Genomic DNA, 18345 nt, shown 5'->3' on the forward strand with positions numbered 1-18345 from the left:
ATTTTAATTTAACATAAGTCTCATTACAGGGTTCTATCTATACACCGAGGAACCGGTCCGCGACATCCGCAGGCAGCTCGGCTATCCGGCCTTCCCAGGCGTTGCCGCCCTTGTTGAGGATCACCGCCCGGTCCGCCACGGCGGACAGCTCCTTCAAGGATTTGTCCACCACCAGTATCGACAGCCCTGCCTCGCGCTTCAGCCGGGCGATCGCAGCCCAGATCTCCTGCCGCACCACCGGCGCCAGCCCCTCCGTCGCCTCGTCCAGGATCAGAAGGCGCGGGTTGGTCATCAGGGCGCGGCCAATGGTCAGCATCTGCTGCTCGCCACCCGAAAGCGAACCGGCGGTCTGTGTGCGGCGCTCCTCCAGCCGCGGAAAAAGTTCTGCAACCCTGGCCATATCCCAGGGGCCAGGGCGGGCCGCGGCGATCAGGTTTTCCTCTACCGTCAGCGGTGCAAAGCAGCGCCGCCCCTCAGGCACCAGACCGACCCCCAGCCGCGCAATCCTGTGCGATGGCAGCTGGCGCAGGTCGTGGCCGTCGAACGTCAGCTCCCCCTTAGCAGCCGCCAGCATCCCGCAGACCGTCTTGATGGTGGTGGATTTGCCCATGCCGTTGCGGCCCATCAGCGCCACCACCTCGCCCTCGCCAATCTCCAGGCTGACGCCGAACAGCGCTTGCGCCGGTCCGTACGACGCTTCAACCCCTTGCAGTGACAACAGGCTCATGCGGCGTCCTCCTCTCCCAGATAGGCGCGTCGCACCTCAGCGTTGGCGCGGATCTCATCCGCGGTGCCGGTGGCAATGATCTGGCCGTAAACCAGCACGCTGATCCGGTCCGCCAGTGCAAAGACCGCGTCCATGTCATGTTCCACCAGCAGGATCGGCGCCTCCTGCCGCAAGCCGTCGAGGAAACCGGTCAGCGCCTTCGATCCGGCGGTGCCAAGCCCCGCCATCGGCTCATCCATCAGGAACAGCCTCGGCTTCAGCGTCAGCGCCACCGCTACCTCCAGCTGGCGGCGCTGGCCGTGCGACAGGTCGGCGGTGCGGCGGTTTGCATCGTCCGTCAGACCCACCCGCTCCAGCGCATCCCGCGCCCGCTCCAGAAGCTCCGGGTCCTTCATCACATTGCGGAAGAAATGGAACACACGGCCCCGCCCGCCGAGCGCCCCCAGCACCGCATTCTGCAGCACAGTGTATTCCATCGCCAGCGCGGAGATCTGGAACGTCCGCCCCAGCCCCATCCGCGCCCGCGCCACCGTGTCCAGCGCGGTCACCTCCCGGCCCAGCAGCTCCACCGTGCCGCTGTCGGGTGTCAGATTGCCCGCGATCTGCTTGATCAGGGTGGATTTCCCTGCTCCGTTCGGCCCGATCAGCGCATGGATTTCACCCGGCCGCAGGTCCAGCGAGACATCACGGCTCGCTTGCAGCGCGCCAAAGCTCTTGTTCAGAGCGTCGGTTTTCAGGACCACATCAGCCATGCGCCTTCTCCCGTCCAGCCAGCGCCCCGATCAGCCCGCCGCGGGCAAACAGCACGATCAGCAGCAGCAGCACGCCCAGGAAGATCTGCCAGTAATCGCTGATGCCGCCCAGAAGATGCTCCAAAAGGATATAGAGCGCGGTACCGGCAACCGGGCCATAGAGCCGCCCCACCCCGCCGAGGATCACAAAGATCATGATCTCGCCGCTGGTGTGCCAGCTGAGCATTGTGGGGCTGACGAAGCGGTTCAAGTCGGCAAACAGCGCCCCCGCCAGCCCGGTGATAGCACCGGATATCACAAAGGCCGTCAGCCGCAGAGTAAAGGGCGTAAGGCCCACCGCCTGCACCCGGTCCTCATTCTGCCGCGCCGCTGCCAGTGCCAGCCCGAAGGGCGAGCGCGCCAGCCGCGCCGCGAAAGCCAGCGCCAGGCAGAGGATCACATAGGCGATGGCAAAGAACTGGATCGGATCCAGAGTGTTCAGGCCGGGGAATTCATTGCGCACCCAGATCGACAGCCCGTCCTCGCCGCCATAAGCGCTCCAGCTGATGGCAAAGTAGTAAAGCATCTGGCCGAAGGCGAGGGTGATCATGATGAAATAGACGCCGGAGGTGCGCAACGACAGCGCCCCGATCACCAGCGCGGCCAGCGCGCTGAAGACCACCGCCACCAGCCAGATCAGCGGCATCTGGTTGCTGCCCTCAAACAGGAACGGCCATTCAAACAGCGGCTCATAGTTCTGGGCATGGGCGGCCAGGATGCCCATGGCATAGCCGCCAATCCCGAAAAACGCCGCATGGCCCAGGCTGATCAGCCCGCCAAGCCCAAGGGCAATGTTCAGCCCCACCCCCGCCAGCGCCAGGATCGCCGCCTTGGTCGCCAAGGTGATGATAAAGGGCTCATCCAGCGACCACGCCGCCACCGGCACGATCAGCAGCGCCGCAATCATCGCCCAATTGAGCAGGCTCTCACGCGTCAGCATCATGCGCTCCCTCCATAAAGGCCAGAGGGGCGCACCAGGAGGATCGCCGCCATCAGAATGTAGATCAGCATCGAGGCCAGCGACGCCCCGGCAGAGGCCGCGCTGGCCGGGTCCATAAAGACTGCAAACAGCTGCGGCAGGAACACGCTGCCCAGCGTATCAGTCATCCCCACCAGCAGCGCGCCGGCCAGCGCCCCCTTGATGGAGCCGATGCCGCCAATAACAATGACCACAAAGGCCAGGATCAGCACCGGCTCGCCCATGCCGACCTGCACCGACTGGATCGCGCCAACCAGCGCGCCCGCCAGCCCGGCAAGCGCCGCGCCCAAAGCGAACACGACTGTGTAGAGCTTGGAAATATCAACGCCAAGCGCGGCAATCATCTCGCGATCGGCCTCGCCTGCGCGGATCTGGATGCCAATGCGGGTGCGCGCAATCAGCAAGAACAGCCCGGCAGCAACTGCCAAACCAATCAGGATGATCGTCAGCCGGTACAGCGGATACTGAATGCCGCCCGGCAGGCTGACCGGCCCCGAAAGGTAGGACGGCACATCCAGAAACAGCGGGAAGGAGCCGAACAGCCAGCGGGTGCCTTCGGAAAAGATCAGGATCAGGGCAAAGGTCGCCAGCACCTGGTCCAGATGGTCGCGCCGGTAGAGGCGCCGGATCACCACCAGCTCCATCAGGGCGCCGGCCGCCGCGGCGGCGGCAAGGCTTGCGGTCAGCGCCAGCAGGAAGGATCCGGTCCAGCCTGCCACTGCGGCGGCGGCAAAGGCGCCCACCATGTAGAGCGAGCCATGGGCCAGGTTGATCAGCCCCATCACCCCGAACACCAGCGTCAGCCCGGCCGCCATCAGGAACAGCATCATCCCGAGCTGGAGCCCATTCAGGATCTGCTCCAGAACTAGAATATAGGTCATTTGATTTTCCGAAGGGGTAGTCTTGCCGTGTGCAGGGGCGCCTCAGGCGCCCCCGTCCGGGTCAGGTCTTACATCTTGCACTCGCCTGCATAGGCGTCGGCATGGTCGCTCAGCCCGGTGGCAATGATCTTGTTGGTGAAGACATCGCCATCCTTGATCACTTCGCGGACATAGATGTCCTGGATCGGGTGGTGGTTGTCGCCGAATTTGAAATCACCGCGGACCGATGCGAATTCCGCCGCTTTCAGTGCCGCGCGGAAGCTGTCCTGGTCAGACACCTCCGCCTTGTCCAGCGCGCTCAGGATCAGATTGGCAGTGTCAAAGCCCTGGCTGGCATAAAGCGACGGCAGACGGCCGTATTTTGCCTGGAAGGAGGCAACAAATTCGGCGTTGGCCTCATTGTCGATATCCTTGTTCCACTGCGAGGTGTTCTTCACACCCAGTGCGGCGTCACCCACCGCCTGCAAAATACCCTGATCGAACGAGAACGCCGGGCCGACCACCGGCAGATCCACACCGCTGCCCGCATATTGCTTGAGGAAGGAAATCCCCATGCCGCCGGGCAGGAAGAAATAGACCGAGTCAGCGCCGGACGCCCGGATCTGCGCGATTTCGGCTGCATAATCGGTCTGGCCCAGTTTGGTGTAGATCTCACCGGCCAGCTCGCCGCCGTACATCCGCTTGTAGCCGGTCAGCGCGTCCTGCCCCGCCGGGTAATTCGGCGCCAGGATGAAGCTGTTCTTCAGCCCCGCCTCATTGGCATAGGCACCCGCTGCTTCGTGCAGGTTGTCGTTCTGCCAGGCGACGTTGAAGTAATTCGGATGGCAGCGCTTGCCAGCCAGCGCCGAAGGCCCGGCGTTCGGCGACAGGTAGAACACGTTTTGCGCGGTTGCCGCAGGCACCACCGCCATTGCGAGGTTCGACCAGATGATGCCGGTCAGGATGTTCACCTTCTCGGATTGAATCATCCGGTCTGCAATCTGCACCGCCACATCAGGCTTGCGCTGATCGTCCTCGATCACCACCTCGACGCCCTCGCGGCCGTCCTGTTCAATCGCCAGCATAAAGCCGTCGCGCACATCCACACCCAGCCCCGCGCCGCCGCCGGACAATGTGGTGATCATGCCAATTTTGGTGTCAGCCTGGGCTGCAACAGCCAGCGCCGGAACCGCAGCCGCCATGGCGAGCATCCGAAGGGTCTTCATTACGTCTTTCCTCCCAGAATATGCCCCGGCCCTTGGGCCAGGATTCTTGATCAAATGCTTGTGACTGTAACGCCGCCCCGGCAGAAGCCAAGACCCGCTGCAGCCGGCATCGTTGCGGCTGATCTTGCGCCAGCCCTCGTGATCAGCCTACGCAGGCTTGAATATATATTTCAAGCATAAAATAACTAGGGCAATATTGTTGCCCCAATTGCTGCAAATGCTTTCCAGACGTCGCGGCGGCACGTGCGAGGGGCCAACCCCTCGCGCTCCCCGGAGTATTTCGGGAAAGATGAAACGGTACTGCAAGCCCTGTGCAGGCGGCACCGGTCAACCGGGCCCGAAACAACCCGCCAGATGATCAATCAGCGCCCGGATCCGCACCGTCAGATGACGGCTGGAAGGATAGACGGCAAACAGCGTTGTTGGGTCTGTTTCCTGTTGTTCGAAAAGCACTTGCAGCCTGCCGTCGCGCAGAAACGGCAGCGCAGTGTAATGCGGGCAGCGGGCAATGCCGAGACCGCTCGCCGCCATATGCGCCACCGCCCGGGGTGAATTGGCCCGGAAGCTGCCGCCAACGGTGACGGTCCTTTGCGCAGCGCCTTTGCCAAAGACCCAGGCGTCCGGTTGCGGAGATGTCATCTGCAGCAGGCAGTTGTGGGTCGCCAGCGCCTCTGGTTCCACCGGTTCGCCTTCTGCCGCCAGATACTCCGGCGACGCCACCACCACCAGCCGCATGCTGCACAGCTTGCGGGCCACCAGCGTCGAATCCTTCAGGGCACCAAAGCGCACCGCCAGATCCACACCCTCCTCCAGCATTGGCAAGTGGCGGTCGGACAGAACCAACTCCACCATAACCTTGGGATGCGCCTGCTGGAACGGCTGCAGCGCCTCCACCAGTTCACGGCTGCCGAACCCAGTGGGCGCGGTGATGCGGATGGGGCCTGCCAATTCCTGCTGGCGCAGCTGCACCAGGTCCTCCAGCTCATCGAACTGATCCAGCAGCGGCAGGCAGCGCTCCAGATAGGCGCGGCCCGTATCTGTCAGCGTCACTTTGCGGGTGGTACGGTTCAAGAGCTGCGCCCCCAGCTGTTCCTCCAGCCGGGCGACATATTTGCTGGCCAGCTTGGTGCTGATCCCCAACTGCCGGGCGCCGGAGGTGAAGGAGCTTTGCGCCGCCACGGCGGCAAAGGCCCGCATGCAGTCCAGCTTGTCCATCCCAGGGCCTCCAGCTTTAGTTGTGAACGTATCGTACATAATTATTCTATGAATTGGAATATTATCGCCATGACTGGCGGGATGTATCTACCGGGTGTCTTCAGAAACCAGCGGCCCCTGCCGCAGCAAAGGACCCCAGACATGGCACATCAGATCCGCATCCACAGCTTCCCCCTCTCCGGCCACGCCCACCGGGTGGAGCTGTTCGCCAGCCTCACCGGCATCGCCCATGAGGTGGTGAACGTCGACCTCGCCGGCGGCGAACACAAACAGCCGCCCTTCCTGGCGCTGAACCCCGCAGGCCAAGTGCCGGTGATTGAGGACGGTGAGGCAGTCATCAGCGATTCCAACGCCATCCTGGTCTACCTCGCCCGTAAATATGCGCCGTCCTGGCTGCCGTCTGATCCGGTGCAAGAGGCCGAGGTGCAGAAATTCCTGACCCTGGCCGCGGGCGAGATCGCCTTTGGCCCGGCTGCGGCGCGGCTGATCACCGTCTTCAACGCGCCGCTGGATGCTGAGTTCTGCGCCACCGTTGCAGCCCGGGTGCTGGGCAAGATCAACGCCCATATGGAGGGCCGCAGCTTCCTGGTCGGGGATACTCCCACCATCGCCGACGTGGCCGCATACTCCTACATCGCCCACGCACCTGAAGGCGGCATCTCACTGGAGCCCTATCCCAACGTCCGCGCCTTGCTGGCGAATATCGAAAGCTTGAAAGGCTTCAAGCCGATGCCCGCAACCAAGGTCGGGCTGGCTGCCTGATCCCGCTGGCGGCGGTCCACCGGGCCGCCGCCGCAACGCTTCAGCTAAAGGAGGTTCCCATGCCCCATGACGCAGACAGCCCCTCGCCCTTTCACGCGGGCGAACAGGAAATGCAGCGCCGCGCAGGTAAGCGCGAGATGGCAGAGAAGCTGGGCCGCCGGATGATCCGCCCCTTCATGCCAGACCAGCACCGGGAGTTCTTTGCCCAGCTGCCGTTCCTCGTTGCCGGTGCCGTGGACGCGGACGGCTGGCCCTGGGCCAGCCTGCTGAGCGGTGCGCCCGGCTTTGCCGTATCGCCGGACCCGGAACACCTGCAGGTCACGCTGAACAGAACCGCTGAAGACCCCGTCCAGGCCGCCATCCGCGAAGGCGCACCGCTGGGGCTGCTGGGGATCGAACTGCACAGCCGCCGCCGCAACCGGCTGAACGGGCGGGTCACTTCAGCAGGCCGCAACGGTTTCAACGTGCGGGTGGACCAGTCCTTTGGCAATTGCCCACAGTATATTCAGGAGCGTGATCTGACCCCGGCCAATGACGTGTCTCCAGCAGCCCCGCAGACCTTTACCAGGCTGCTGCCGGAACACAGCGCGCGGATCGCACAAGCCGACACCTTCTTTGTCGCCAGCCATATTCCCGCTGCCGCAGCCCCTGAACGCGAGGGCGTCGATGTTTCTCACCGCGGCGGGCGGCCCGGTTTTGTCCGGGTCGCGGGCAATACCCTCACCATCCCGGATTTTCGCGGCAACAACCACTTCAATACGCTGGGGAATTTCCTGCTGAACCCGCGCGCAGGCCTGGCCTTCCCGGACTTCGAGACCGGCAGCCTTCTGCTGCTGACAGGCACGGTGGAGTTGCTGGCGGAGGACCACCCGGAGCTGGCAGGCTTTGAAGGTGCGCAGCGCGGCTGGCAGGTCACCCTGCACAAAGGCCTGTGGCTGGAGGCTGCCCTGCCCTGGCGGACCGGACCCGGCGCGTTTGCCCCGCAAACCCTGCGCACGGGCACCTGGGCAGAAGCCGAGGCCCGCACCCCAGCACCCGGCCCGTAACGCTGCCTGCGGTAAGCTCCCGCAAATTTCTCTGGACAAGTCTGTCCAGGATCGCCGATGAATTGGACAGAAATGTCCAAAGGTCAGATTCGGGGAAGCTTCCCGCCTGTCCTGTGGCGGCAGACAGGGAGCAAGGCCATGAAGTCGCATTATCGTGCCGTTGTCATCGGGGGCGGCGTTGTCGGCGCCTCCGTACTTTACCACCTGGCGAAATTCGGCTGGACCGATGTCTGCCTGATCGAACGCTCGGTGCTGACCGCAGGGTCCAGCTGGCACGCGGCAGGCGGCTTTCACGCATTGAATGCGGACCCCAACATTGCCAGCTTGCAGGCCTATACCATCGACCTCCTGTCCGAGATCGAACAGGAATCCGGCCAATCTGTCGGCATGCATATGACCGGCGGCATGACGCTGGCGGGTACCCCGGACCGCTGGGAATGGCTGCAATCGGCCTACCGCACATTTCAGTCGATCGGCATCGACGACTGCCGCCTGATCACCCCGCAGGAAGCAGGCGAGCTGTGTCCGATCATGTCCACAGAGGGCATCCTCGGCGGCATGTGGGCCGACCGCGAGGGTTATGTCGACACCACCGGAACCGTGCACGCCTATGCCGGGGCTGCCAAGAAACGCGGCGCCGAGGTGATTGAGCACAACCGGGTGCTGGAGCTGCACCAGGTGGAGGGCGGCTGGCAGGTGGTGACCGAAAAGGGCACCATCCATGCCGAGCATGTGGTCAACGCCGCGGGCCTCTGGGCCAAGCAGGTGGGCCGCATGGCGGGGATCGACCTTCCGGTTTCGCCGCTTAACCACCACTATCTGATTTCCGACACCATCCCGGAGCTGGAACAGCTCGATTTCGAAGTGCCAATGACGGTCGACCTCGAAGGCTTCACCTATATGCGCCAGGACCAGAAGGGCATTCTTCTGGGCATCTACGAGATCGACCACCAGCACTGGATGATGGACGGCGCGCCCTGGGAATATGGCTTCGAACTGCAGCAGGAAGACCCCGACCGCATCGAGCGCGAATTGACGCTGGGGTTCGAACGCTACCCTGCGCTGCAAACCACCGGCGTCAAGACCTGGGTCAACGGCGCCTTCACCTTTGCTCCGGACGGCAACCCGCTGGTCGGCCCGGTGCGCGGCAAGCCCGGCTACTGGTGCGCCTGCGGTGTGATGGCCGGTTTCCTGCAGGGCGGCGGCGTCGGCAAGTCGCTGGCCGAATGGATGATCCACGGCGAGCCGGAGGCGGATGTCTTCGGCATGGATGTGGCGCGTTTCGGCGACTACGCCCAGAACAAGCGCTTCATCAGGGAAACCACGGGCCAGTTCTACACCCGCCGCTTCGTTATGACCTACCCGAACGAGCAGCTGCCCGCAGGCCGTCCGCTGAAAAAGGCCCCCGCCTATGACGGCATGAGTGCCGCAGGCTGCCGCTGGGGCGCCAGCTACGGGCTGGAAATCCCGCTCTACTTTGCGCCCTCAGAAGACTTCACCGAAACCCCGACCCTGAAGCGGTCCAACGCCTTTGGCATCGTCGCAGAGGAATGCAAGGCAGTGCGCGAGGCCGTGGGCCTCCTGGATATCTCCGCCTTCTCGCGGTTCGAGGTGACGGGCACAGGGGCCGAGGCCTGGCTTGACCGACTGATGGCCTCCAAACTCCCCGCGCCGGGCCGCGCCAAACTGGCGCCGATGCTGTCGCCCGAGGGCCGCCTCAAGGGCGACCTCACCGTCTTTAACTGGGGGAACGGCAGCTGGTGGATCATGGGCAGCTACTACCTGCGCGAATGGCACATGCGCTGGTTCCAGGACCACATGGGCGACGGCGTCGCGGTGCGCGACGTGACCGATGCCGTCACCGGCTTCAGCCTCTCCGGACCGAACAGCCGCGAGGTATTGGAAAAGCTGACGGATGGCCCCATCGCTGACCTGCCCTTCATGGGCTGCGGCACCTTCGACATCGGCATGCTGCGCCTCAAGGCGGGGCGCCTCTCTGTTGCGGGTGAGCTGGGCTTTGAACTCCACTGCTCCGCCGCCGAGCACATCACGCTGCGCGAAACCCTGCTGGAGGCCGGTGCAGACCTCGGCATCCGCGAAATCGGCTTCAACGCGCTCCTCAGCCTGCGGCTGGAAAAAAGCTTCGGCATCTGGAGCGCTGAATTCACCCAAGGCTACACCGCAGCACAAACCGGCATGGACCGCTGGATCGACTGGGACAAGGACTTCATCGGCCGCGGCGCCGCGCTCAAGGAACGCGACGTGCGCGGCCCGGCGCAGGTTGTTGTGACCTTGGAAGTGAAGGCCACGGACGCCGATGCAAGCGGCTACGAACCGGTCTGGCAGGGCGAAACCCGCGTCGGATTTGTCACCTCCGGCGGCTACGGCCACACAACGGGCAAATCGCTCGCCATGGCGATGGTGGACCGCGACGCCGCCGCCGAAGGCACGGAACTGACCGTGCATATCGTCGGCCAGGAACGCCCTGCGCGCGTGATTGCGCCCTCCCCCTACGACCCCTCCGGCAAAGCGATGAGAGGCTGATCCAATGACCTTTGAAAACGAAGGCAATCCACGCGGCCGCCGGCGGCGGGGGCGCGGGGGCGACGCCGCCCCGGCCCCGCAGCGCACCACGAACTACCGCCAGCTGAAAAACCCCTTCCCGGTGATGGAAGTCTTCCCGGCGCATCAGATTGCGGACATACATGAAACCGCGCTGATGATGCTTGAAGAGCTGGGCATGAAGGTGCTGCAGCCGGAGGCGCGCCGGATCTACGCCAAGGGCGGCGCCCGCGTCGATGAAGGTACCGAAATGGTCTACATCGGCCGCGACATGGTGGAGGCGGCACTGGCCACTGCCCCCCGCTCCATCACCTGCCGGGCGGGCAACCGTGAGCGCGACATCACGCTGGAACTGGGCAGTCTGGTGTTCCAGGCGGGTGCAGGTGCACCCAACGCCACCGATCTGGAACGCGGGCGCCGCCCCGGCTCAGCCCGGGATTATCTGGAATACCTGCAGCTCACCCACCATTTTGACGTCTTCCACATGATCTCGCCCCAGGTGGAGCCGCAGGACGTCCCCATCCATCTGCGCCATTACTTCACCACCGAGGCGCAGATGACCCGGACCGACAAGTTCCCTTTCATCTACTCGCGCGGGACGCCTCAGGTGATGGACTGCTTTGAAATGATCCGCGACTTCCGCGGGTTGTCGGATGCGGAATTCCGGGCAGAGCCGCGCTGCTACACAATCATCAACACCAACAGCCCCCGCACGCTGGACATTCCGATGGCGCAGGGCCTCATCGACTTTGCCCGCCACGGCCAGGTCTCAATCATCACGCCGTTCACGCTGATGGGGGCAATGGCGCCGATCACCGTCGCGGGCTCCATCACCCTCAGCCATGCAGAGGTGCTGGCCGCCCTGACCCTGACCCAGCTGGCAAACCCCGGCGCGCCGGTGTGCTATGGCACCTTTACCTCCAACGTGGACATGAAGTCCGGCGCACCAGCCTTCGGCACGCCCGCGCATTTCCAGGCTTCGCTGGCCGCAGGCCAGCTGGCGCGGCACCTCGGCCTGCCGTGGCGCTCTGCCGCGGGGTCCGCGTCAAACTGCAACGATGTGCAGGCGGCCAATGAAAACCAGATGGGGCTCTGGGGCTGCCTGATGGCGGGCGCCACCGTGATCATCCACTCAGCCGGCTGGCTGGAGGGCGGGCTGTCGGTTTCTTACGAGAAACTGATCACCGACGCCGAAGTGCTGAACATGATTGCCGAGCTTTGCGCTGGCGCCCAGGCCGGAACGGACGAAATCGGCTATGCAACCGCGCTGACACAGGTGGAGCCGCAGGGGCATTTCTTTGCCGCGCCTCAGACGATGGACCGCTACAGCACCGAATTTTATGAGCCCGTGGTTCATGACTATGCCAATTTCGGCACCTGGACCGAACGCGGCAGCATGGACGCCAGCCAGCGCGCCACCCGGGTCTGGAAGGACATCCTGGCCCGTGATACCCGGCTCGCAACGGATGAAACCCGCGTTGAAGCGCTTCAAGCCTTCATCGCCAAGCGCACCGCAGAAGGCGGCGCCCCGCCGGAGAACTGACATGGCCAGACGCGCCGCCCCGGTGCTGCACCGGGACAACCCCGACAAGGAACCCCTCAGCGGCCATGTGAAGGTCACCCCGGAGGACTGGCTGAACGTGGCGCGCGACCTTCTGGTCAGCGAAGGGGTGGCCGGGGTCAAGGTGCTGGCAATCGGCGAACGGCTCGGCGTCTCGCGCTCCAGCTTCTACTGGTACTTCAAAAGCCGCAAACACCTGCTGGAGGCGCTGCTGGACGATTGGGAGACGCGCAATACCGCACCCATCCTCGACCACTGCGAATTGCCCGCCGCCAATATCTCCTGGGCGGTCTGCAACTTCTTCCGCTGCTTTGTCGACCCGGACCTGTTTGATGCCAGCCTCGACTTCGCAGTCCGCGAATGGTCCCGCCGCGACGGCAAGGTGCGCAACCGCATCGATGCGGCAGATGCACAGCGCCTGGCCGCGGTAACGGCGATGTTCGAACGCCACGGCTACTCTGCATACGAGGCCGAGGCCCGCGCCCGTATCCTCTATTTCATGCAGTGCGGCTACCACGCGCTGGAAGTGCGCGAGCCGATGCAGGCCCGAACCGCCCGGCTGGAAGGTTATCTGCTGGGCTTCACCGGAGTTACCCCGGACCCGGAGGCCGTGGCCGCCGCCCGGAAATTTGCCGAAGGCAAGATGGTCCCCTGAGGCGCTCCCCGGGGTTTTTCCAATCAGAAAGAAGCAGCGGAGCCTGGTTCAGCCCCGCTTGTGAAAGATGAAGCCAAGGAAATTGAGCAACAGCTGCGCCGCCAAAATCTGGGTGCTTTCGGACGGGTCATAGGCCGGGGCCACCTCCACCAGGTCGATGCCAGCCACATCGCCGCGCTGCGCCAGCCCCTGCAGGATTTCCAGCACGTCGTAATAAAGAAAGCCGCCATGACTCGGCGTGCCTGTGCCCGGCGCGATTGAAGGGCAGAAAGCGTCGATATCAATGGTCACATAATACCGCGCGCCCTTGGGGATACGGTCCAGCACCGCCTCAGTGCCCAGCTTGCGCACCTGCCGCACCGACAGGATGTCGGAGCCGCGCGCGCGGGCGTCCTCGTAGCCTTCCCGCGCCGTGGAGGAGACATTGCGGATACCCAGCTGGGTCATGCCGCTGACATAATCCTTCTCGATCGCGCGGCGCATCGGGTTGCCGTGGCCCTCGGTGACGCCATGGCGCTCATCAACGAAATCCAGATGCGCGTCGATCTGCACCACATGGATCGGGCCGTTCCTGGCGCAGTCCTCCCCAAAGGCGCGTATACAGGGGATGTTGATGGAATGATCGCCGCCGATCACCACCGGCAACGCGCCTGCCTGCAGGATCTTCCGCACCCCGTATTCGATATTGGCGTGGCTTTCCCCGGTCATGGTGTGGACGATGTCGGCATCCCCCAGATCGACGATCCGCACATCCTCCCCCAGATAGGTGGCATCATCCTCGTGGTCATAGGCGCCGGCATGGCCAAAGCTGAACAGGGTGGACGCCTCGCGCACCGCGCGCGGGCCGAACCGAGCGCCGGACCGGTACTGGCAGCCGAAATCATAGGGCGCGCCAAGGACCGCAACATCCGCGTCGATGCTGTCCCAATCCGCAACATAGGGTTTCTTGCCAAAGGTCGCGATGCCAGTGAACGGCAGGTTCAGGCGGCCAGTTTCATATCCATGTCCGGACATTTGCGTCTCCTGCTGCAAGGTTTCAACGCAGTTGATCACAGCTGTTCTCATGAAAAAATATCTTGCTGCTTATCCATACATAAAGTGATTTCATGTATCTCGATCACCTGCAAAAGACAGAGCACCCGATGAAACTGCTGCGCAACGCATTGCTGGAAACCTTTGTCACCGTTGCCGACTGCGGCGGCTTCTCCGAGGCGCAATACGCGCTTGGCATCACCCAATCCGCGATCAGCATCCGCATCCGCGATCTGGAGGCCTCATTGGGCTACCGCCTGTGCGACCGCGGGCGCGGCGGTTTCCGCCTGACAGAACGGGGCGAGACCGTCTACCGCAGGGCCCGCAGCATGCTGCGCAGCGCCCGCGATTTCGACGCCGGGCTGATGGAGCTGCGCGGCACCGTGACCGGCGATTTGCGCATTGGTGTGGCGGACGCCGTAAGCAGCCTGCCCGGCCTCAACCTGACACAGGCGCTGCAGCGTTTCGGGGCGCGGCCGAACGACGTACAGCTCGATATTACCGTGGCCTCCCCGGCTGAACTGACGCAGCAGCTGATCACCGGCGCGCTGCATGTCGCCATCGCCCCCTTCCGCAACCAGATCGCCGATCTGGAATATGAGGACCTGTGCCAGGAGGAGCACCGGCTGTATTGCGGTGCCGGGCATCCGTTGTTCACCCTTCAGGGTCAGGAGTCCGCCCCGCAGGATATTGCGCAGTACCCGCTCTGCCAGCGGTCCTATGACCGGCTGCCGCTTGCGGGTCTTGCCGCCGGTGAACCCGCAGCCTCCGCCGCCAACATGGAAGCCCTGGCGATGCTGATCGCAACCGGCCAATACCTTGGCCCGCTGCCTGCGCATTTTGCGGACGCATGGGTCCGCGGCGGCAGGCTCCGGGAGGTGAACGGCCCGGAATTGCGCTGGGTCACAACATTTCACCTCGCCACCCGCCGCGGCCAAATGCACCGGCGGGCGATCTCCCTTTTCGCCGAAGATGTGCGCCGCAGCTGCCAAACCCCGCCTGCAGCACCCGGCCCGGGCTGACCCGGCAGCCCTGCACGAAATCTGCACGAAAGCCCCCTGAAACCTGCGGAGACTACCCGCCAAAGATGCAAGCGCAGGCCGCATCACTGCAGGCAATGAACATTGCAAGCAGGAGACAGGACATGAGGCAGGAACTGGTCATACACGGCGTGCCCGACAGCATCAGGCTGGATGCATGGTGGCTGGAGGCCGCAGGCGGGCCGCCGCAGGCGCAGCCCCGCCGCCGCAAGGATAGGGGCCCGCTCTACGCCTCTTTGCGGATGCGCCATGCAATTCCGCTTCTGGCATCGCTGGTTGCCGTTGCGGACTGGCTGTTCTGGGACCAGCCGGCAGGCATTTCGGTTGCTGTCTTTGCGCTGATCCTCTCTGCCGCAGTCATGGCGATGAAGCCCCGTCGGCCAACAGCCCGGGAATGGGCAGGCGCCGCTGTATTTGCCCTGCTCAGCAACCTGCCTGCGGCAATTGAGCTGCAGTTCCTGTCCGTCCTGTTCAGCTTTGGCGGCCTGATCTGCCTGACGGCCTGGGCGGTCTACGGTCCGGCCGCCAGCGAACGTCTGGCACTGCGCACCGCCCTGCGCCTGCCAACATTTGGCGCCGTGCTGCTGCTGCGCGATGCATTCCGCGCCATGCCTGCCTCGGACCTCAGCGCAGGCGCCCGCCGCCAGGCGGCCGCGCTGGCGCTGCCGCTGCTCATGGGCGCCGTTTTCCTGATGCTGCTGGCCTCGGCCAACCCGGTGCTGGAGGAGTTTCTGGCAGAGCTGGACCCGGGCCGCCTGTTCGAGCTGGAGTTCTGGCTGCGGCTCCTGTTCTGGACCGTGATGGCAGCGCTGCTGTGGCCCTGCCTCAACCTCAGCGAGACTTGGCTGGGCAGCACCGCGCCTGCCGCCACCATGCAAAAGGCCGGCCCCAGCAGGGCCGCCTTTTTGATCAACCCGGTATCAGTGCGCAATTCGCTGGTGCTGTTCAATATGCTGTTTCTGGTTCAAACAGTGATGGACCTCGGCATTCTGACCGGCGGCGTCTCCCTGCCTGAGGGGATGAGCTATGCCGCTTACGCCCACCGCGGTTCCTATCCGCTGGTGGTGACGGCGCTGCTGGCCGGTGTGTTCACACTGGTGACGCGCAGCATGACCGGCGCCGACAAAACCCTGCGTGCCCTGGTCTACCTGTGGCTGGCACAGAACATGTTCCTAGTGCTGACGGCGGCCATCCGGCTGCACCACTACGTTGAAGCCTACGCGCTGACCTACCTGCGGGTGGCCGCCTTCATCTGGATGGGGCTGGTGCTGGCGGGGCTGGTGCTGACAGTTGTCCAGATTCACCGCGGCCACGGCAATGCCTGGCTGCTGCGCCGCTGCTTTGCCGCCCTTCTGGGCACTCTCTACATCTGCGGTTTCGTGAACTTCGCAGGGGTCATCGCCCGCTACAACCTGACTCATGGCAGCACGCTGGTGAAACAGGACACTTACTACATCTGCAGCCTCGGCGCTGGTGCCTACCCCGTTGTCCATGCCTTTGAAACCGAAACCGGACAGCAGGTCTGCGGCAGCGCGATGCATTATGACGTCTATAAAAACACCATCACCAACTGGCGCGAATGGGGCTATCGGAGGTGGCGGATCCAAGCCTATTATCAGCAGCAGAATTGAAGGACCCCATTTGATGCCAGCCCGCATTCTTGTTGTCGATGACGATCCCGATATCCTTGAGGTGACCGGCTTCGCGGTGGAAAAGGCAGGCTTTGAGACCGTCTTTGCCAGCGACGGCCTCGCCGCGCTGAATGCCAGCAGGGAGGAAACCCCCGACCTGATCGTGCTGGACATCGGCCTGCCGGAAAAGGACGGGCTGGAGGTCTGCCGCGAGATCCGCAAATCCTCCGACGTGCCGATCCTGTTCCTCACCGCCCGCGATGACGAGATCGACCGCATCGTCGGGCTGGAGCTGGGCGCCGACGACTACCTGACCAAACCCTTCTCGCCGCGCGAACTGGTGGCCCGGATCAAGGCGATCCTGAAACGCAGCGCCCCTGCTGCCCCGGCTGCGCCCGAACCGGTGCTGGCGCAGGGCAGCCTGCAGCTGGACCCGGACCGCCACCTCTGCCGCTTCGCCGCCGCGCCGGTGGCCCTGACAGGGTCGGAATTCCGGCTGCTGGCCACGCTGATGGCCCGCCCGGACCGGGTGCTGTCGCGGGCACAGCTGGTGGATGCGCTTTACGGCTACAACATCCATGTCTCCGACCGCACCATCGACAGCCATATCCGCAACATCCGCGCCAAGCTGGCCCAAGCGGGCTGCGCCGAGGGGATCGTGACCGTGCACGGCGTCGGCCTCAGGATGGGCGCATGCACGCCAGGCTGAACCGCAACAGGCTGTCCCGCAAATGGCGGCCCCGGCTCTGGGCGGTGGTGCTTCTGGTGCTGGCACTGGTCCTGTGCCTGCCGTTCGCCGGGCTGATCCTGTTCCGCTTTTATGACAGCCAGCTGGTGCAGCAGACCGAGGAAAGCCTGCTGACTCAGGCCGCAGTGATGTCGGCGGCCTACGCAGAACTTTACGCAGGCGCGGCCGGCACCAAGCCCCCCCGCGAGCGCCCGGTCTCCGGCGAACACGCGGTGTTTCCGTCGCTGTCCGTCAACCGCGAAACCGTGCTGCCACCGCGCCCCGACGCCAAACCGCTCTCCGGTCCTGCGGGCACTCCCTACCGCAAAATCGCAACCCGGCTGACCCGCATCGCCAATGCCGCGCAGGCGCAGACGCTGGCCGGCTACCGCTTCCTGGACGCCCGCGGCAACGTCTTTGCAGGCACCGCCGAAACCGGCACCTTCCTGGGCCATGTGGAGGAGGTGCAGGGCGCGCTGAAAGGCGAAACCGTCTCAGTTGCGCGCACCCGCGTGCGCGCGGATGCGCCGCCCGCGCTTTATACTCTCAGCCGCGGCGCACGCGTGCGCGTCTTTGTGGCGATGCCGGTCTTTGCTGACCAGACCCTGATCGGCGCGGTCTACCTCAGCCGCACCCCGAACCACATCTTCCGGTTTCTCTATGGCGAGCGCTTCAATCTGGCCAAGGCCGCGGGATTTGTTGTCCTGTCCACCATGCTCATCGGCTATGTGTTCTGGCGCTTCATTACCCGCCCGATCCAACTGCTGATCCAGCGCAGCCATCTGGCGGGCCACGGCAGCCAGACATGGGAGCCGCCGGACCAGCTTGGCACCCGCGAGATCGAGGAGCTGAGCCGCAGCTTCCAGTCGCTGACCGGCCGCCTGCAAAGCAAGCAGGACGCGCTGAAGACCTACACCGCCCATGTGACGCATGAGCTGAAGTCGCCGCTCACCGCCTTGAAGGGCGCCGCAGAACTACTGCGCGACGACGATCTGCCACCGGCACAGAAACACCGGCTGCTGGACACCGTGGACAAGGGCGGCAAGCGGATGGAGGACCTGCTGGCCAACATGCGCGCCTTCAGCCTGGCGGATCAGAGCGCGATGGCAGGAAGCTGCTGCCTGAACGAAATCCATGCGCAAGTCTCACAGGCCTTCCCGGCCCTTGCCGTCACAGCGGAGAACGGCACCCTGCCGCTGCCAGTTGCGGCACCCACCCTTCAGATCATCCTGACCCATCTGCTGGAAAACGCGCAACAGCACGGCGCCAAGCAGGCCGTGCTGTCCGCCTGCCAGGACGGCGCGGCCACCTGTCTTCAAATCACGGACGACGGCCCCGGCATCAGCGAAGGCAACGCGGACAAGATCCTGCAGCCCTTCTTCACCACCCGGCGGGACAGCGGCGGCACCGGCATGGGGCTCAACATCGTCAAGGCAACGGCAGAGGCCATCGGCGGCACCCTGAGTGTCATCCCCTCCAGCAGCGGCGCCTGTTTCCGGCTGACCTTCCGCTGAAATCAGCCGGGCCGCCC

At 64.4% G+C, this 18345-nt stretch carries 16 protein-coding genes; 9 read left to right on the forward strand and 7 right to left on the reverse strand.

Going from position 1 to position 18345, the window contains the following annotated elements:
* Positions 1-37 precede the first annotated feature (37 nt).
* The 6 genes from N6L27_RS17880 to N6L27_RS17905 form a co-directional block, all read right to left on the reverse strand.
* The gene (locus tag N6L27_RS17880) at positions 38-727 is read right to left on the reverse strand and encodes an ABC transporter ATP-binding protein (protein WP_271908716.1); all 690 of its coding nucleotides are present in this window, start codon (positions 725-727) and stop codon (positions 38-40) included.
* Positions 724-1479, reverse strand: coding sequence for an ABC transporter ATP-binding protein (locus tag N6L27_RS17885; RefSeq protein WP_271908717.1), 756 nt, complete (start codon positions 1477-1479; stop codon positions 724-726). The genes N6L27_RS17880 and N6L27_RS17885 overlap by 4 nt, the downstream gene beginning before the upstream one ends.
* Entirely contained in the window at positions 1472-2461 is a 990-nt protein-coding gene (locus N6L27_RS17890) for a branched-chain amino acid ABC transporter permease (protein ID WP_442915796.1), read from the reverse strand. Before N6L27_RS17890 ends, N6L27_RS17885 begins: the two co-directional genes overlap by 8 nt.
* On the reverse strand, positions 2458-3378 hold the full coding sequence (locus N6L27_RS17895; RefSeq protein ID WP_271908718.1) for a branched-chain amino acid ABC transporter permease: 921 nt from the start codon (positions 3376-3378) through the stop codon (positions 2458-2460). Before N6L27_RS17895 ends, N6L27_RS17890 begins: the two co-directional genes overlap by 4 nt.
* Before the next feature lie 68 nt (positions 3379-3446).
* The gene (locus tag N6L27_RS17900; RefSeq protein WP_271908719.1) at positions 3447-4583 is read right to left on the reverse strand and encodes an ABC transporter substrate-binding protein; all 1137 of its coding nucleotides are present in this window, start codon (positions 4581-4583) and stop codon (positions 3447-3449) included.
* A gap of 327 nt (positions 4584-4910) precedes the next feature.
* Positions 4911-5798, reverse strand: coding sequence for a LysR family transcriptional regulator (locus tag N6L27_RS17905; RefSeq protein WP_271908720.1), 888 nt, complete (start codon positions 5796-5798; stop codon positions 4911-4913).
* A 141-nt stretch (positions 5799-5939) separates the two neighbouring features.
* Here N6L27_RS17905 and N6L27_RS17910 point away from each other — a divergent pair, with 141 nt between their 5' ends.
* The 5 genes from N6L27_RS17910 to N6L27_RS17930 all read left to right on the forward strand — a co-directional run bounded on the left by N6L27_RS17910 (position 5940) and on the right by N6L27_RS17930 (position 12384).
* A complete protein-coding gene (locus N6L27_RS17910; RefSeq protein ID WP_271908721.1) occupies positions 5940-6560 on the forward strand; it encodes a glutathione S-transferase family protein in 621 nt (206 codons plus the stop codon).
* 59 nt (positions 6561-6619) lie between these two features.
* Positions 6620-7606 (forward strand): pyridoxamine 5'-phosphate oxidase family protein, encoded by a 987-nt coding sequence (locus N6L27_RS17915; RefSeq protein ID WP_271908722.1) that lies wholly within the window; start codon positions 6620-6622, stop codon positions 7604-7606.
* Between the two features lie 138 nt (positions 7607-7744).
* Positions 7745-10150, forward strand: a complete 2406-nt coding sequence (locus tag N6L27_RS17920) for a GcvT family protein (protein ID WP_271908723.1) — start codon at positions 7745-7747, stop codon at positions 10148-10150.
* A gap of 4 nt (positions 10151-10154) precedes the next feature.
* Positions 10155-11711: a trimethylamine methyltransferase family protein gene (locus tag N6L27_RS17925; protein WP_271908724.1), complete on the forward strand. Its 1557-nt coding sequence runs from the start codon at positions 10155-10157 to the stop codon at positions 11709-11711.
* 1 nt (position 11712) lies between these two features.
* Positions 11713-12384, forward strand: a complete 672-nt coding sequence (locus N6L27_RS17930) for a TetR/AcrR family transcriptional regulator (protein WP_271908725.1) — start codon at positions 11713-11715, stop codon at positions 12382-12384.
* 48 nt (positions 12385-12432) lie between these two features.
* Here the strand turns inward: N6L27_RS17930 and speB are convergent, their stop codons facing one another.
* Positions 12433-13398: an agmatinase gene (speB, locus tag N6L27_RS17935; protein WP_271908726.1), complete on the reverse strand. Its 966-nt coding sequence runs from the start codon at positions 13396-13398 to the stop codon at positions 12433-12435.
* A 92-nt stretch (positions 13399-13490) separates the two neighbouring features.
* Here speB and N6L27_RS17940 point away from each other — a divergent pair, with 92 nt between their 5' ends.
* The 4 genes from N6L27_RS17940 (at position 13491) to N6L27_RS17955 (ending at position 18328) form a co-directional block, all read left to right on the forward strand.
* Positions 13491-14438, forward strand: coding sequence for a LysR family transcriptional regulator (locus N6L27_RS17940; RefSeq protein ID WP_271908727.1), 948 nt, complete (start codon positions 13491-13493; stop codon positions 14436-14438).
* A 122-nt stretch (positions 14439-14560) separates the two neighbouring features.
* Positions 14561-16087 (forward strand): DUF4153 domain-containing protein, encoded by a 1527-nt coding sequence (locus tag N6L27_RS17945; protein WP_271908728.1) that lies wholly within the window; start codon positions 14561-14563, stop codon positions 16085-16087.
* 13 nt (positions 16088-16100) lie between these two features.
* Positions 16101-16796 carry a response regulator transcription factor gene (locus N6L27_RS17950; protein WP_271908729.1) on the forward strand — a complete coding sequence of 232 codons (696 nt, stop codon included), beginning with the start codon at positions 16101-16103 and terminating at the stop codon, positions 16794-16796.
* A complete protein-coding gene (locus N6L27_RS17955; protein WP_271908730.1) occupies positions 16781-18328 on the forward strand; it encodes a sensor histidine kinase in 1548 nt (515 codons plus the stop codon). Before N6L27_RS17950 ends, N6L27_RS17955 begins: the two co-directional genes overlap by 16 nt.
* Positions 18329-18345: the final 17 nt, after the last annotated feature.

The sequence above is a fragment of the Leisingera sp. SS27 genome, assembly GCF_028368855.1.
Lineage (GTDB): Bacteria > Pseudomonadota > Alphaproteobacteria > Rhodobacterales > Rhodobacteraceae > Leisingera.

Bases quoted from the DNA above. Each gene is read 5' to 3' on its own strand.
- N6L27_RS17955 (WP_271908730.1), top strand. From the start codon at position 16,781: ATGCACGCCAGGCTGAACCGCAACAGGCTGTCCCGCAAATGGCGGCCC.
- N6L27_RS17910 (WP_271908721.1), top strand. From the start codon at position 5,940: ATGGCACATCAGATCCGCATCCACAGCTTCCCCCTCTCCGGCCACGCC.
- N6L27_RS17920 (WP_271908723.1), top strand. From the start codon at position 7,745: ATGAAGTCGCATTATCGTGCCGTTGTCATCGGGGGCGGCGTTGTCGGC.
- N6L27_RS17900 (WP_271908719.1), bottom strand. From the start codon at position 4,583: ATGAAGACCCTTCGGATGCTCGCCATGGCGGCTGCGGTTCCGGCGCTG.
- N6L27_RS17930 (WP_271908725.1), top strand. From the start codon at position 11,713: ATGGCCAGACGCGCCGCCCCGGTGCTGCACCGGGACAACCCCGACAAG.
- N6L27_RS17890 (WP_442915796.1), bottom strand. From the start codon at position 2,461: ATGATGCTGACGCGTGAGAGCCTGCTCAATTGGGCGATGATTGCGGCG.
- N6L27_RS17925 (WP_271908724.1), top strand. From the start codon at position 10,155: ATGACCTTTGAAAACGAAGGCAATCCACGCGGCCGCCGGCGGCGGGGG.
- N6L27_RS17915 (WP_271908722.1), top strand. From the start codon at position 6,620: ATGCCCCATGACGCAGACAGCCCCTCGCCCTTTCACGCGGGCGAACAG.
- N6L27_RS17945 (WP_271908728.1), top strand. From the start codon at position 14,561: ATGAGGCAGGAACTGGTCATACACGGCGTGCCCGACAGCATCAGGCTG.
- N6L27_RS17940 (WP_271908727.1), top strand. From the start codon at position 13,491: ATGTATCTCGATCACCTGCAAAAGACAGAGCACCCGATGAAACTGCTG.
- N6L27_RS17950 (WP_271908729.1), top strand. From the start codon at position 16,101: ATGCCAGCCCGCATTCTTGTTGTCGATGACGATCCCGATATCCTTGAG.
- speB (WP_271908726.1), bottom strand. From the start codon at position 13,398: ATGTCCGGACATGGATATGAAACTGGCCGCCTGAACCTGCCGTTCACT.
- N6L27_RS17880 (WP_271908716.1), bottom strand. From the start codon at position 727: ATGAGCCTGTTGTCACTGCAAGGGGTTGAAGCGTCGTACGGACCGGCG.
- N6L27_RS17905 (WP_271908720.1), bottom strand. From the start codon at position 5,798: ATGGACAAGCTGGACTGCATGCGGGCCTTTGCCGCCGTGGCGGCGCAA.
- N6L27_RS17895 (WP_271908718.1), bottom strand. From the start codon at position 3,378: ATGACCTATATTCTAGTTCTGGAGCAGATCCTGAATGGGCTCCAGCTC.
- N6L27_RS17885 (WP_271908717.1), bottom strand. From the start codon at position 1,479: ATGGCTGATGTGGTCCTGAAAACCGACGCTCTGAACAAGAGCTTTGGC.